We start from the raw sequence: 12,974 nt of genomic DNA, 5'->3' as shown, positions 1-12,974 counted from the left end.
GCGGCGGGCCCGCTGAAGGGTTGGGAAGGGTTGCGGAGCGTCCGGGCCTCGCCCGGATGAGGGTTTGAATATGTACCGTTTCGACGAAGACGAACGCTCCGCGTGACCGTTATCCCTCTGGCCGGGGCGCGCGGGTCTGGTTCAACCCTTCACCCCACCCGGGCCTTGTCCTCCTCGCGACGGACTTGAGCCTCTGGCTGCAGCCACGCCGATTCCGGAGGGACCCGGAGCGAACCTTCGGACGGGCGGAGGTCCTGGCAGACCCCCGATGGGCAGGTTTACGTCCCCTGCCCTCACTTTAAGCACTCCGGCACGGACATTCGTCCGACCGGTGGCCCCGCTCGATCACCCCTGACAGCCGCCTCAGTCGCCGGCCGGACGCCCTTCCCGTGCTGTCAGGTGAGACTGATTATGCGGGCGGATTCAGCGCGGAGGATTGGCGCGATCTGACTTTTTGCAGGGCATTGATTGGACTTGGGTTTGTTTGGGAAACGCCGGAGATAGATCGGGTTCAATCCCCGCACTTGCCCCCTACGGGCTGCTGCGCAGCCGTCTTCCCCCGGAGGGGGAAGATGAAGGTCGCGCTGATCTCATCTTCCCCCCGCAGGGGGGAGGACGACCTGCGTAGCAGGTCAGGAGGGGGCCTGCGGCGTCGGCCGGGAAACCTCGCCCGGCACCGCGACCACCGCCGCAGCCTCGGCCACCGGCTCGGGCACGCCCGCCAGGCTGAGATCGAACACCGAGCCCCCCGGCCCCGTCTCGACCAGCACGAGGTCACCACCATGGCCCTGGGCCAGTTCGCGGGCGATGGCCAGGCCGAGGCCGGTGCCGCCGCGCCGCACCGAGCCGACGAAGGGCTGGAACAGGTTGGCCTGGGCCCGTTGCGGCACGCCGGGGCCGTCGTCGGAGAGGCGCAGGATGCTGATCCCGTCGCCGCGATGCAGTTCGACGAACACCCGGCCCTTGCGGCCACGATCGGGCGCGCCCTCGATGGCTTCACGGGCATTGCGCAACAGATTGGTCAGGATGCGGTGCAGCTGGTCCGGATCGGCCAGGACCTGCTCGCGCGGGTCGATCACGGTCTCCAGGGCCACACCGCCCGGGGCGAGGCCGGAATCCTCGGCAGCGCTGTCGAGCGCGGCGCGCAGGGGCGTGGGCCGGACCACCGGCGCAGGCTCCTTGGACTTGCCATAGGTCATGACGTCGGTGGCCAGGGTGATGGCCCGGTCAAGGGCCCGTTCCAGGCGCGGCAGGGCCTGGGCCACCTTGGGATCGCCCAGGGCGGCCAGGCGGTCCGAAGCCATCTGGGCACTGGTCAGCATGTTGCGCAGGTCGTGATTGATCTTGGCCACCGCCTCGCCCAGGGCCGCCAGTCGGGCCTTGGAGGCCAGGGCGGTCAGCAGGTCGGTCTGCATGCGGTCGAGCTCGAGCTCGGCGCGGCCGATCTCGTCGCGGCGCTTGGAGACTACGATACGGGCCTCGGGATCGGCCGGGTCGGCGCGAAACTGCTCCATGGCGCGGGTGATGCGCTGCATGGGCCGCACCAGGAAGATGTTCAGGAACAGATAGACGAAGAAGCCGGCCAGGCCGGCGACGAAGATCGTCACCCCGGCAAGCCGCCAGAAATAGGCGATCAATTGGGCCTTCAGCGGGGCGTCGGGCAGGACCACCTCGACGAACTCGGCCTTGCGGAAGCGCGGCTCGGCCATCACCCGGACCATGCTGCCGGGCGGGCTGGTCAGGGTGAAGAAGGGGGCGGCCAGCCAGGAGCCGGGGTTCTGACGCCGCAGGTCGACCAGATAGGGCGTCTGCATCGGGACCTTGGGCGGCAGGACCAGCCGGCGGGCCCCGTCGACCTGGACGGCCACCGTGACGGCCCCGGCCTGGTCGAACAGCTGGCCGGCGACCGAGTCGCTGACCCGCAGATCGGGATCGTTCTCGGCGATGGTCGAGGCCAGTTCCCCGGCCCGCACCCGATCCAGCAGCCACTGCTCCTCATAGGCCGCCAGGGTAGGCGGCAGGATCATCAGACCGGCGACAGTGACGACAAAGGCGGTGAACAGCAGCAGGCGCGCCGACAGGCCGCGCGGCCACGGGAAGCGTCGCGCGGCGGGCGGGGTCGGGATTTCCGTCGGCGAGACCGTCTCGGTCATGAATCTGAGTTACTTCACGTCGGGCGCGGGGGCAACGCGCCCGCGTCGCCAATGGCGCCACAGCGGCGGCAGAAAGGCCAGCACCCCCATGGCGATTATCGGCAGATAGATCCTCGGCGACAGCAGGGTTTCCAGCGAAACCGTGTGACCCTGGGCAAAGACGTGGCCGAGACCCGCACCGATCCCGGCATAGACGAAGGAACTGGGCACCATGCCGAGGAAGGAGGCGGCCAGAAAGGTCCGCAAAGGCACCCCCATCAGACCCGCCGCGACATTGACCAGCAGCAGCGGAAAGGCCGGGATCAGGCGCAGGGTCAGCAGGTAGGAAAAGGCGTTGTCGCGAAATCCGTCCTCGATCTTCAGCAGCAGGGGGTTCTTCCAGCGCCGCAGGAAGTCGGCAAAGGCCGTGCGCGAGACCAGGAACACCACCGTCGAGCCGCCCGTGGCCCCGGTGACGGCGGCCGCCCCGCCCAGTATGGGACCGAACAGGAAGCCGCCGGTCAGAGACAGGATCAGGGCGCCGGGCAGGGAGATCGACACGGTCGCCACATAGAGGGTGACATAGCTCGCGACGCTGAGGACCGGATGTTCGCGGACGAGGGCCTGCAGGCCCTGGGCCTGGGCCCGGAGATCTTCCAGCGAGATATGCCCTGCCAGACCACTGGCCACCGCCCAGATGAACAGGGCGACCAGGGCCACGACCGGGCCGAACTGTCGGAGCAGCTGCAGTCCCCTGTCGGTCGTCATCCGGCGCCGACCGCATCCTCGACAGAGGCAAAGCCGTCGGCGCGCAGGCGCGCGGCCAGGTCGTGCTTGATGCGAACCACCAGGCCCGGCCCACCATAGACCAGGGCCGAATAGAGCTGCACCGCCCGGGCCCCGGCCCGGATCTTGGCATAGGCTCCGGCCCCGTCCGCAATGCCGCCGGCCCCGATCAGGGCGGTTCGGCCTGCGGCGGCGGCATGGAAGCGTTTCAGAACCGCCGTGGAGGGCTCCAGCAGCGGCGCACCCGACAGACCGCCGGTCTCGCCCCTGTCCGCCGACCTCAGGCTGTCGGGCCGGGCGATGGTGGTGTTGCTGACGATGATGCCGTCCAGGCCGCTGGCCACGACCGTCTCGACAATGGCCTCGACCTCGCCGTCCTCGAGATCGGGGGCAACCTTCAGGAAGATCGGATAGTCGCGGCCCGACGCGGTCTTCAGCGACAGGCGCGTCTCGGCCAGCCGTCCCAGCAGCTCTTCCAGAGCGGCCCTGGTCTGCAGGGCCCGCAGGCCCGGCGTATTGGGCGAGGAGATATTGGCGGTGAAATAGTCCGACAGGCCCCACAGCCGGGTCAGGCCGGTGACATAGTCCTGGATCCGGTCGGTGGCGTCCTTGTTGGCCCCGATATTGGCTCCGACAAAGCCCCGACGGCCCTGGCGTCGAGCCAGACGGCCGGCGAAGGCCTCGAGGCCCTCATTGTTGAAGCCCATGCGGTTGATCACCGCCTGGTCCTGCGTCAGGCGAAACAGGCGCGGGCGCGGATTGCCGGCCTGGGGCAGGGGCGTGACCGTCCCGGCCTCCACGAAGCCGAAGCCGGCGGCCAGCATGGCGTCGGGCACCTCGGCGTTCTTGTCGAAACCGGCCGCCAGACCCACGCAGCTGGACAGGGTCATGCCGGCCAGGGTGATCGACAGGCTCAGATCATCGGGCCCGCTGTCGCGCGGACCAAGGCCGGCCTTCAGGCCCATGATGGCCAGGCCATGGGCGTCTTCCGGGTCGAAGGCGTGCAGGGCCCGGGCGGCGAGGTCGTGCAGGCTCATGCGGACAGATCGCCCAGCTGGGGCACGCCGGCCGCGTCGAGCGCCAGGGCGCGCTCGCTGATGACCTCACCGACGAGCAGGGGCCGGAAGAGATGCGGAAACAGCGCCCCGCCGCGCGAGGCCTCCCATTTCAGGGCCTCGCCCAGGGCCTCGGCCTCGACGCCGAGCAGGACGAGATCGGCCTGGCCGACGAAATAGCGGGCCGCCGTCTCCTGGGCCTGATCGGCCCCCGACAGGTGGATGAAGCCGTCGGCGAGATCGACAGCCGAACCCTGAAACTCGCCCAGAGCCTGGGCGGCCTCCCACTCGGCGCGGGAGAGGATCTTGTAGATCAGGGTCATTCGCCGCCTGTTCCGCCATGTTCGGCCACGTAGAAGAGATGTTCCAGCACCGGCGGGCCACCGGAGCCGAACGCGAAGACCGCCGTGGTGGCGGTGGGAAAGCGGCCGCGGATCCGGTTCAGAGCGACCGGTTCGGCCCCGCCCTGGAGCACGAGACGCAGGGCCAGTTCATGCAGGCCCGGATTGTGGCCGATGACCATCACCACCCCGGCCGAATCGCCCTCGTCCTCCAGGGCGGCCATGACCTCATCGGGCTCGGCGTGATAGAGGTCGCGGCGGAACTCGACCCGGGCCTGGGGAAAGGCGGCCGAGACGGCGGCGAAGGTTTCGCGGGTCCGCCGGGCGCTGGAAACCAGCACCAGATCAGGGCTCGCCCCCTGGCGGGCCAGCAGCTGGCCGATCAGGGTCGCGTCCTCGCGCCCCTTCGGGGTCAAGCCACGCTCGAAGTCGCCGCCGGTCGCGGCCTGCCGTTCGGCCTGGCCGTGGCGCATGAGGATCAGACGGTCCATGCGCCCTCCATAGCCTCAGCCGGGGCCCGCCGGAAGCGGGCGGTTGACACCTTCTTCGCCAAGCGGTCCAAGGCGGTCATGGCTGACCTGGATTTGGCCCCGTCCGCGCTCACCGATGGCGGAACCTGGCGGTTCCCGACCAGCGAACCCCTGCGCCTTGATTCGGGGGGCGTCATCGAAGGTCTGGAGGTCGCCTACCAGACCTATGGCCGCCTCAATGCCGATCGCTCCAACGCCGTCCTGGTCTGCCACGCCCTGACCGGCGACCAGCATGTGGCCTCGCCGCATCCCGTGACGGGCAAGCCCGGCTGGTGGCTGCGTCTGGTGGGTCCCGGCAAACCGCTGGATCCCGAGCGGCACTTCATCATCTGCAGCAATGTCATCGGCGGCTGCATGGGCTCGACCGGCCCGGCCTCGATCAATCCGGCCACCGGCAAGCCCTGGGCCCTGTCCTTCCCGGTCATCACCATCGCCGACATGGTCCGCGCCCAGGCGATGCTGGTCTCGGCCCTCGAGGTCGAGACCCTGTTTGCCGTGGTCGGTGGCTCGATGGGCGGCATGCAGGTGCAGCAATGGGCCGTCGACTACCCCGAACGGCTGGCCAGCGCCGTGATCATCGCCTCCGCATCGCGGCACTCGGCCCAGAACATCGCCTTCCACGAGGTCGGCCGCCAGGCGATCATGGCCGATCCCGACTGGCGCGGCGGGGCCTATGCCGACCACGGCACACGACCGGAAAAGGGCCTGGCCGTGGCCCGGATGGCCGCCCACATCACCTATCTGTCCGAGCCGGCCCTGCAGCGGAAGTTCGGCCGCGAGCTGCAGCGCGACGGCCTGTCCTGGGGCTTTGACGCCGACTTCCAGGTCGAGAGTTATCTGCGCCACCAGGGAGCCAGCTTCGTCGACCGCTTCGACGCCAACAGCTATCTCTACATCACCCGGGCCATGGACTATTTCGACATTGCCGCCAGCCATGGCGGGGTGCTGGCCAGCGCCTTCACCCGGGCCCGGCACATGCGGTTCTGCGTGCTCAGCTTCACCAGTGACTGGCTCTATCCGACCACCGAGAACCGTCACATCGTCCGGGCCCTGACAGCCGCCGGCTGCCGGGTGGCCTTTGTCGAGATCGAGAGCGACAAGGGTCATGACGCCTTCCTGCTGGACGAGCCGGTGATGGACGCGGCCCTGACCGGCTTCCTGGGCTCGGTCGAGCGCGAGCGGGGCCTGGCATGAGCGTGGTGCGCGAAGACTTCCGCGAGATCCTGCGTCTCGTCCGCCCCGGATCGCGGGTGCTTGATGTCGGCTGCGGCGAGGGAGCCCTGCTGGATCTGCTGGCCCAGGAAAAGCAGGTCGACGGTCGCGGGCTGGAAATCAGCGCCGGGGGCGTGGCCGCCTGCATGGCCCGAGGCCTGTCGGTGGTGCAGGGCGACGCCGACCAGGACCTCGACCACTTCCCGGACAAGACCTTCGACTATGCGATCCTGTCCCAGACCCTGCAGGCCACCCGCCAGCCCCGCCACGTGCTGGCCGAGCTGCTGCGCATCGCCGACCGGGCCATCGTCTCCTTCCCCAATTTCGGCCACTGGCGGGTGCGCTGGTCGCTGCTGAGCCGCGGCCGGATGCCTGAGACCAAGGCCCTGCCCATGCCCTGGTGGTCGACACCCAATATCCACCTGTGCACCCTGGTCGACTTCCTGGCCCTGACCGACGACCTGCAGGTGCGGGTCGACGCCAGCGCCGCCTTTACCGGCCGGGGTCCGGCCCGGCCGATCGATCCGGCCAGTCCCCTCGAGAACTGGCGGGCCGAGACCTGCCTGTTCATGCTGAGCCGGGTCGGGTCCGAGGCAGGCCAAGCGACCGAACGGGAACCAAAGACGGTTTCGGGCGATCTCTTCGACGGATGACGCTTCGCCTCATGACCTACAACGTCCACCGCTGTGTGGGCGTCGACCGCGCCCTCGATGTCGAGCGCGTGGCCGAGGTCATCGCCGCGGAGACGCCCGATGTCGTCGCCTTGCAGGAGCTGGACGTGCTGCGCCGGCGGACGGGCACCATCGATCAGGCCCATCGCCTCGCTGAACTGCTGAGGATGAAGGTCCATTTCCACCCGGCCATGGCCGTGGAAGAGGAGCTGTACGGCGATGCCATCCTGACCGCCCTGCCCGAGCGCCGGATCAAGGCGGCGGGCCTGCCGCTCTATCGCCGGGTGCCGGGCCTGGAACCTCGCGGGGCCCTGTGGGTCGAGGTCATGGTCGGTGACATCCCCGTCCAGATCATCAACACCCATCTGGGCCTGATCCCGCAGGAACAGAAGCGTCAGGCCGCCGCCCTGCTGGGCGAGGCGTGGATGGCCTCGGACGCCTGGACGGCGCCGGGGGTGCTGCTGGGCGACTTCAATGCCACGCCCTATTCGGCCACCTACCGGATGCTGCGCGCTGCCCTGCGCGACGCCCAGACACCGGACAGCGCCTGGCCACGGCCCGCCACGGCGACCTTTCCGTCCCGCTTTCCGTTCATGCGCATCGATCATGTCTTCCTGACCAAGGGCCTGGAGACTGTCGCGGTCCGGTCGCCCTATGACGCCAGGGCGCGCCTGGCCTCCGATCACCTGCCTCTGGTGGTCGATCTGAAGATCACGGCCGCAGAGGGTCCGGCCGATGCGGCGGGGGCTGGTTCAGGCGAACCCGGTCCCGCCTGAGCCGCTCGCGACGTCCCCAGGGCCGCCAGGCGTCCCGGGGCGAAAGGGCGTCGCCCAGGTTCCAGTCGGCGATGAACTGCTGCAGGCCGGTCAGCCGGCGGACCGGCACCGGCCGAAGCCGTCGCGGCTGGTCTGATCTGACATCGAGGGCCTCGATGGCCGCCGCTAGACTGCCCTCAGCGGCAAGCGCCGCCTGGACTTCGCTCGACGACCGGCCGAGGAAATGACCGATCAGCCGGGCCAGGAAGGCCGAGATCACGGCCCGCTGCGTGGCGTCGCGCCCCTCGAAGGCCAGATCGCATTCGGTGTCGAGGGCAATCGAGCGATTATTGAGATTGGCCGACCCGACCCGCAGCATCGTGTCGTCCAGGATCGCCACCTTCGAATGGACAATGATCGGGTGCCCTCCGGGGGTGTGGGCACTGAAGGCTGAAAAGCGATTGTGGATATCAACCGATCGCAGACGATTGATCGCCACAGACCGGGCGCTGTCCATGGTGATCCGGTCAAAATAGCTCGGGCTTCGCGCCGGCCCCACGATGACCACCTCCGGGCCGTCGGGCTCGGCGAGGCGCTCGGCCAGGGCATCCACGATGATCGGCGAGGTCAGGTACTGGTTTTCCAGATAGATCAAACGCCGGGCCGAGCGGATGCCGGAAAGGTGCAGGAGCAGGCTTTCCGAGACTTCCGGCCGGCCTTTCCAGGCCGCCTCGGTCCGGCTGACCGCCACCGGGACCTGGCACAGATCCGGCACGAGGCCCGGCGGCCAGGGGGCATCCGCGGGGCGCTCGGGCAAGCTGAGCGCCTCGCCTGTGGCCTTGTGCCAGCGGTCAATGAACAGTTCGCCGAGGCCCTGGGCGGCCTGACCATCGACCAGCATCGCCACCTCGTGCCGGGCCGGATAGCGACGCCCGGTCGGCAGTCTGCGGCGGGGGTCATTGTCGCGATGCTCGCAGGTGTCCCAGCGATCCACCCCGATGTCGCCGCCGCTCACCAGGGCGGTGGCCCCATCGATGACGACGACCTTCTGGTGATGGCAGGCCGAGGCCGGCAGGGTGCTGTCGAGCCGGTACTTGACCCGTGACCCGGCGAAGAAGGCCAGGCCGCGCTGCGGCCCGAACAGCTGGGCGGCGGCGATCGGGAACGGCATGGCCCAGGTCAGTATCCGCACATCCAGGGCCGGATTGAGCGCCGCCTGCCGGCGCAGGATCAGGCCGATGCGATCGGCCTGCTCCGGATCACCGCTGCGTCGAACCCGGTCGGGATCCAGCCGCGTCAACGGATCGAACACCCAGGCCAGAATCCAGATCGAGCGCCGGGCCGCCAGCAGCAGGGGCTTCAGCGCGTCAAAGGTCTCGTCATTGTCGACCAGGAGGGACAGACGATCGGCCGGCGCAATGCGCCAGCAGTTGTAACCTGACTGGAAGGCCGACGCCCGCTCGCCCATGACGCTCCTATCCGGGTGAGTCTCGTCAACGCGCAGGCGGACCTAAGGCTCCGCCCTCAAGCCCCCGCCACGCACGATCCCGGCCACGCGGCTAGCCGGCGATCGCTGCCGCATCGCGTTCGCCGGTGCGGATGCGCAGCGCCTGTTCGAGATCCATGACGAACACCTTGCCGTCACCGATCTTGCCGGTATTGGCCGTCCGTTGCAGCGCCTCGACCACCGGCTCGACCACGTCGGTCGGTACAGCGATCTCGAGCTTGACCTTGGGCAGCAGCTTCACCTCGTACTCAGCGCCGCGATAGACCTCGGTCTTGCCCTTTTGCCGGCCGTAGCCGCGCACCTCGGTCACCGTCAGACCCGATGCACCGGCCTCGGTGACAGCCTCCAGAACGGCGTCGAGGCGGCTCGGCTTGATGATGGCGACGATCATTTTCATGGCGCGGCTCCCGCAGCGAACAGTGATTACGAACCTAAGCTAGGCTCCGAACGCGGCGCCTCCAAGGGCGATCCGTCCAGAAGGGTCGCCGGTGCCTTCCGAACAGGCACCTTGCGGGCCGATGCCGGCCCTGCCGGGCTCGGTGACAGGACGCCCGGCGAGAAGACGCGAACCCGGGCGCGGTGTCCGCGGGGCTTGACGGCAAAGGTCTGTTTGACCGCTTCCATCAGGATCAGGCCGGCGAACCGGGGCCACAGACGGGCTCCGACCTGTTCAAAGCCCTCCGCCCATCCGGCGGTCATGGCGATGGGGGGCGCATAGAGCGCGCGGGTCCAGCCGGCGGGTTCCAGGTCGGCGTCACGAATCAGCCGCTCCAGCTGGCTGCGGCTGAAGGGGCGGCCGTGGCCAAAGGGGGTGCTCTCGGCACCGGCCCAGAACCCGTCGCGCGACGCCACCGCCACGATCAGGCGCCCGGTCGGGGCCATGACCCGGCCGATCTCGGCCAGAACCGCCGCCGGATCCTCGGCTTCTTCCAGGGCGTGCACCGCCAGGACCCGATCGAACATGGCATTGGGCAGGGGCAGAGCGGTTTCCTCGACCAGGCAGGCCTGGTTGCGACCGCCGGAAGGCCAGACCTCGACCCCCTGGGTGGCCGGCATGGCGGCGACAACGCGCCGGGCGCTGGGGCGGGCCGCATCCAGAAAGGGGGTGGCATAGCCCAGACCCAGGACATCGAGCCCGCGCGCATCGCCCCAGGCCTCAGCGACCTTGCGCGACAGCATGACACGCGCCGCGCGCCCCAGCGGGGTGGCGTAGAAGGCTCTGAGATCGAGCACGTCGCGACGCATTGAGTCTCCGGGGCGGCCAGTCCATCTATGTAGGTGGTGGCGAGCCTCACGTCACCGCCTCACGCCAGTACAAGGCTGTCCATGACGCTGACCGTCCACCAGTTCGCCTGCCTGTCCGACAACTACGGCTTCCTCGTGCGCGACGACGCCACCGGCAAGGCCGCCGTCATCGACACCCCGGACGCCGACGCCATCCTCGCCGAACTGTCCCGCCTGGGCTGGACCCTGGACCTGGTGCTCAACACCCACTGGCATCCCGACCATGCGGGCGGCAATGCGGCGATCAAGGCGGCGACCGGTGCCACCATCGTGGGCCCGGCCGAGGTCACCCGCATCGCGCCCCTGGATCGCACGGTGGGCGATGGCGATGTCGTCGACCTGGGCGAGACCCGCTTCACGATGATCGACACCGGCGGCCATACCCTGGGCCATGTCGCCTATCATGATGCCGCGGACGCTATCGCCTTTGTCGGCGACACCCTGTTTGCCCTGGGCTGCGGACGGCTTTTCGAAGGCACGGCCGAACAGATGTGGACCTCGCTGGCACGGCTGACGGCCCTGCCCGACGCCACCACCGTCTATTGCGCCCACGAGTATACGGCCTCGAATGCGCGCTTTGCCCTGTCGGTCGACGATGATCCCGGCCTCAGGGCCCGTGCCGAGCAGATCTTCGCGGCCCGGGAACGGGGCGAACCCACCGTCCCGACCGCCATCGGTCTCGAGAAGGCGACCAATCCCTTCCTGCGAGCGCCCTTGCTGCGGCCGGACCTGGCACCGGCCGAAGCCTTTGCTGCGATCCGTGCCGCCAAGGACGGCTTCAAGGGATGACCCACACCAACCCTCCCCTCGGCATTTCCGGCGATCTGGGGGCCCGGGAAATCATCCGCCTGCTCGAGCTGCAACCTCACCCCGAGGGCGGCTGGTATCGTCAGACCTTTGAAGACGCCTCGGTGGATGGGGCACGGCCGGCCTCGACGGCGATCTACTATCTTCTCGAAGCCGAGCAGATGTCGGCCTGGCATCGCGTCGATGCGGTCGAGGTCTGGCACTATCACGCCGGCGCGCCGCTGGCCCTGACGCTGTCGCCGCCGGACGGCGTCGGCGCGACGGCCCACAGGCTCGGGCCGGATCTCCGTTCGGGGTGCCGCCCCCAGGTCATCGTCCCGACCCTTTGGTGGCAGACGGCCGTCAGCCTGGGGGCCTGGACCCTGGTCGGCTGCACCGTGGCGCCGGGATTCCGCTTCGCGGGCTTCGAGCTGGCTCCGCCGGATTGGCGACCCGTGCTGCGCTAAGGCGAACCGAACAGCCCTCTCCGCCGGCGAAACAGGGCGTGACGATTTGTCGCAGTCGTCGTGCAAACCTTTTCACGGCGACAGGAATCGGTCCCCTGTAACAAGGTTCGCTTAAGAGTTGGGTGGGGCGGTTACAACCATGACGGACGAGTACCATGACGCGCGCGCGGCCGTGCGCAGCGCCACGGACTACATTCTGCGTTGGGTCGAGATCGCCAATGAGGCCCACGGCGTCGATATCATCTATTCTCTGGTCTACACGACGCTCTGGGCGGGCAACGTCTCCCACCTGCGCGGCCGGGTCTATGCCGAGATCGATGACGTCCCGCCGGATGAAGAACGCCGCCCGATCACCATCCGCCAGGTGGCCGATTCTCTGGGCCTGCCCTACGAGACCGTGCGCCGCAGGGTCGTCGAAATGCTCAAACGGGGTGTGGCCAAGAAAGTCGGCCGCGAGGGCTTCATCGTACCGGGCGAGGCGCTGGCGCGACCCGAGATGGTCTCAAGCCTGAAGCGGTCGCACTCCAGTTTGTTGCGCTTCCTGAAGGAATTGAAAGCGCTTGGCATAGAGGCCACCTGAACCCGACGACGGGGTCAGGCTGTCCGGCCCGGCGGACCTGGATCAGCGAAGAACCACCTTGACGATGCGCTTCGAGGACGGCCGCCCGCCCACGCCCTGGCCGGGCGCATAGGTCACGACCAGCGCGCCGTTCTTAAGGCTGGCACCGGGCTTGTCGCCCTCGGCCAGAACCACCCGGGTAATACTGGCCAGGGTCGCGCGATCACCCTTGCGGGCCAGTCGCTCGAAGGCCTCGGCCGTGATCGTCGCGGACTCTGCGATCAGGACCGAGGTTTCCGGCCGGGCATCCTGCAAGGTCTCGAACGGCATCTGCCGCTGGGCAGCACGGCTGGCGCGGAGACTGGCCTGGCCCATGCGCTGATAAAGGGCGATCGGCGAGATGGCCGCCGGAGGCTGGATCGAGGGGGCCTTGCCGGCCAGGGCCGCGGCGGCCCCGTTGGGGCTCTCGTCCGTGAACAGGATCATGCCGCCGAGCTTGGTCGCCCGCAGCATGGGCTCGCCCATCTCGTTGCGATAGAGCACGTCGCCGCGCGAGGCCGGCTGGGGCGACAGCACCCAGACCTCGGCGCTGTTGTCGAACTTCAGCAGGGGCAGGGGCGCGGCGCGATCCAGCACGAAGGCATTGCCGGACTCGGAGACATAGCGGGCGACGGGCGGCGGCGGCGGACGGCGGGAGGTGGAAAAGCCGCGATGGCCCAGCAGGGCGTCCCGCAACGATTGGGGGCTTTGCTGCGCGGCAGCGGGCGCGGCGATCGCGAGCATGGCGACGATCACGAGGGCCCGCTTGGCCCTCCAGCCGTCCATCTCGACAATCGAACTCTTCATGAACCCGTTATGCCCGCCGACTAGGGCGAATCTTGGACGCGAC

15 protein-coding genes are annotated in these 12,974 nt (G+C 68.9%); 6 read left to right on the top strand and 9 right to left on the bottom strand.

The annotated features are described in order from the left end of the window. Positions 1 to 632: 632 nt before the first annotated feature. Genes AQ619_RS02450 through AQ619_RS02430 form a run of 5 tightly spaced genes read right to left on the bottom strand, consistent with a single transcriptional unit; the run spans position 633 to position 4,805 of the window. Positions 633 to 2,153, bottom strand: a complete 1,521-nt coding sequence (locus AQ619_RS02450) for a sensor histidine kinase (protein ID WP_062143767.1) — start codon at positions 2,151 to 2,153, stop codon at positions 633 to 635. A 9-nt stretch (positions 2,154 to 2,162) separates the two neighbouring features. Continuing rightward, positions 2,163 to 2,900 (bottom strand): TVP38/TMEM64 family protein, encoded by a 738-nt coding sequence (locus AQ619_RS02445; RefSeq protein WP_062143764.1) that lies wholly within the window; start codon positions 2,898 to 2,900, stop codon positions 2,163 to 2,165. Further along, positions 2,897 to 3,955: a quinone-dependent dihydroorotate dehydrogenase gene (locus tag AQ619_RS02440; protein ID WP_062143761.1), complete on the bottom strand. Its 1,059-nt coding sequence runs from the start codon at positions 3,953 to 3,955 to the stop codon at positions 2,897 to 2,899. The genes AQ619_RS02445 and AQ619_RS02440 overlap by 4 nt, the downstream gene beginning before the upstream one ends. After that, positions 3,952 to 4,296, bottom strand: a complete 345-nt coding sequence (locus tag AQ619_RS02435; RefSeq protein ID WP_062143758.1) for a DUF952 domain-containing protein — start codon at positions 4,294 to 4,296, stop codon at positions 3,952 to 3,954. Before AQ619_RS02435 ends, AQ619_RS02440 begins: the two co-directional genes overlap by 4 nt. Beyond that, positions 4,293 to 4,805 carry a SixA phosphatase family protein gene (locus AQ619_RS02430; protein ID WP_062143756.1) on the bottom strand — a complete coding sequence of 171 codons (513 nt, stop codon included), beginning with the start codon at positions 4,803 to 4,805 and terminating at the stop codon, positions 4,293 to 4,295. The genes AQ619_RS02435 and AQ619_RS02430 overlap by 4 nt, the downstream gene beginning before the upstream one ends. A gap of 78 nt (positions 4,806 to 4,883) precedes the next feature. Between AQ619_RS02430 and metX the strand changes: the two genes are divergently transcribed. The 3 genes from metX to AQ619_RS02415 are packed head-to-tail and all read left to right on the top strand — an operon-like array spanning position 4,884 to position 7,503. After that, complete coding sequence (gene metX, locus AQ619_RS02425) at positions 4,884 to 6,038, top strand: homoserine O-acetyltransferase MetX (protein ID WP_062143753.1); 1,155 nt, start codon at positions 4,884 to 4,886, stop codon at positions 6,036 to 6,038. Next, positions 6,035 to 6,709: a methionine biosynthesis protein MetW gene (metW, locus tag AQ619_RS02420; protein WP_062143750.1), complete on the top strand. Its 675-nt coding sequence runs from the start codon at positions 6,035 to 6,037 to the stop codon at positions 6,707 to 6,709. The genes metX and metW overlap by 4 nt, the downstream gene beginning before the upstream one ends. Then, positions 6,706 to 7,503 (top strand): endonuclease/exonuclease/phosphatase family protein, encoded by a 798-nt coding sequence (locus tag AQ619_RS02415; protein WP_062143747.1) that lies wholly within the window; start codon positions 6,706 to 6,708, stop codon positions 7,501 to 7,503. The genes metW and AQ619_RS02415 overlap by 4 nt, the downstream gene beginning before the upstream one ends. Here the strand turns inward: AQ619_RS02415 and AQ619_RS02410 are convergent. The 3 genes from AQ619_RS02410 to AQ619_RS02400 form a co-directional block, all read right to left on the bottom strand. Beyond that, positions 7,439 to 8,950 carry a phospholipase D-like domain-containing protein gene (locus AQ619_RS02410; RefSeq protein ID WP_062143745.1) on the bottom strand — a complete coding sequence of 504 codons (1,512 nt, stop codon included), beginning with the start codon at positions 8,948 to 8,950 and terminating at the stop codon, positions 7,439 to 7,441. The two genes, AQ619_RS02415 and AQ619_RS02410, sit on opposite strands and share 65 nt — an antisense overlap. 91 nt (positions 8,951 to 9,041) lie before the next feature. Continuing rightward, positions 9,042 to 9,386, bottom strand: coding sequence for a P-II family nitrogen regulator (locus AQ619_RS02405; RefSeq protein ID WP_062143741.1), 345 nt, complete (start codon positions 9,384 to 9,386; stop codon positions 9,042 to 9,044). Positions 9,387 to 9,412: 26 nt separating this feature from the next. Beyond that, on the bottom strand, positions 9,413 to 10,234 hold the full coding sequence (locus AQ619_RS02400; RefSeq protein ID WP_062143737.1) for a class I SAM-dependent methyltransferase: 822 nt from the start codon (positions 10,232 to 10,234) through the stop codon (positions 9,413 to 9,415). Between the two features lie 81 nt (positions 10,235 to 10,315). Here AQ619_RS02400 and gloB point away from each other — a divergent pair, with 81 nt between their 5' ends. From gloB to AQ619_RS02385, 3 genes are all read left to right on the top strand, one after another. After that, positions 10,316 to 11,062: a hydroxyacylglutathione hydrolase gene (gene gloB, locus AQ619_RS02395; protein ID WP_062143734.1), complete on the top strand. Its 747-nt coding sequence runs from the start codon at positions 10,316 to 10,318 to the stop codon at positions 11,060 to 11,062. Continuing rightward, the gene (locus AQ619_RS02390) at positions 11,059 to 11,526 is read left to right on the top strand and encodes a cupin domain-containing protein (RefSeq protein ID WP_062143731.1); all 468 of its coding nucleotides are present in this window, start codon (positions 11,059 to 11,061) and stop codon (positions 11,524 to 11,526) included. Before gloB ends, AQ619_RS02390 begins: the two co-directional genes overlap by 4 nt. A 139-nt stretch (positions 11,527 to 11,665) precedes the next feature. Continuing rightward, the gene (locus AQ619_RS02385) at positions 11,666 to 12,106 is read left to right on the top strand and encodes a hypothetical protein (protein WP_062143728.1); all 441 of its coding nucleotides are present in this window, start codon (positions 11,666 to 11,668) and stop codon (positions 12,104 to 12,106) included. 42 nt (positions 12,107 to 12,148) lie between these two features. On the opposite strand, the gene AQ619_RS02380 is transcribed toward AQ619_RS02385, so the two are convergent. Further along, on the bottom strand, positions 12,149 to 12,931 hold the full coding sequence (locus tag AQ619_RS02380) for a DUF4908 domain-containing protein (RefSeq protein WP_062143725.1): 783 nt from the start codon (positions 12,929 to 12,931) through the stop codon (positions 12,149 to 12,151). Between the last annotated feature and the right edge of the window lie 43 nt (positions 12,932 to 12,974).

This window comes from Caulobacter henricii, from assembly GCF_001414055.1.
In the GTDB taxonomy this organism is placed as follows: Bacteria; Pseudomonadota; Alphaproteobacteria; order Caulobacterales; family Caulobacteraceae; genus Caulobacter; species Caulobacter henricii.
This window is presented reverse-complemented; position numbering and strand designations above follow the sequence as displayed.

Bases quoted from the DNA above. Each gene is read 5' to 3' on its own strand.
- AQ619_RS02440 (WP_062143761.1), bottom strand. From the start codon at position 3,955: ATGAGCCTGCACGACCTCGCCGCCCGGGCCCTGCACGCCTTCGACCCG.
- AQ619_RS02380 (WP_062143725.1), bottom strand. From the start codon at position 12,931: ATGAAGAGTTCGATTGTCGAGATGGACGGCTGGAGGGCCAAGCGGGCC.
- AQ619_RS02415 (WP_062143747.1), top strand. From the start codon at position 6,706: ATGACGCTTCGCCTCATGACCTACAACGTCCACCGCTGTGTGGGCGTC.
- AQ619_RS02435 (WP_062143758.1), bottom strand. From the start codon at position 4,296: ATGACCCTGATCTACAAGATCCTCTCCCGCGCCGAGTGGGAGGCCGCC.
- AQ619_RS02450 (WP_062143767.1), bottom strand. From the start codon at position 2,153: ATGACCGAGACGGTCTCGCCGACGGAAATCCCGACCCCGCCCGCCGCG.
- gloB (WP_062143734.1), top strand. From the start codon at position 10,316: ATGACGCTGACCGTCCACCAGTTCGCCTGCCTGTCCGACAACTACGGC.
- metW (WP_062143750.1), top strand. From the start codon at position 6,035: ATGAGCGTGGTGCGCGAAGACTTCCGCGAGATCCTGCGTCTCGTCCGC.
- AQ619_RS02405 (WP_062143741.1), bottom strand. From the start codon at position 9,386: ATGAAAATGATCGTCGCCATCATCAAGCCGAGCCGCCTCGACGCCGTT.
- AQ619_RS02445 (WP_062143764.1), bottom strand. From the start codon at position 2,900: ATGACGACCGACAGGGGACTGCAGCTGCTCCGACAGTTCGGCCCGGTC.
- AQ619_RS02410 (WP_062143745.1), bottom strand. From the start codon at position 8,950: ATGGGCGAGCGGGCGTCGGCCTTCCAGTCAGGTTACAACTGCTGGCGC.
- AQ619_RS02400 (WP_062143737.1), bottom strand. From the start codon at position 10,234: ATGCGTCGCGACGTGCTCGATCTCAGAGCCTTCTACGCCACCCCGCTG.
- metX (WP_062143753.1), top strand. From the start codon at position 4,884: ATGGCTGACCTGGATTTGGCCCCGTCCGCGCTCACCGATGGCGGAACC.
- AQ619_RS02430 (WP_062143756.1), bottom strand. From the start codon at position 4,805: ATGGACCGTCTGATCCTCATGCGCCACGGCCAGGCCGAACGGCAGGCC.
- AQ619_RS02390 (WP_062143731.1), top strand. From the start codon at position 11,059: ATGACCCACACCAACCCTCCCCTCGGCATTTCCGGCGATCTGGGGGCC.
- AQ619_RS02385 (WP_062143728.1), top strand. From the start codon at position 11,666: ATGACGGACGAGTACCATGACGCGCGCGCGGCCGTGCGCAGCGCCACG.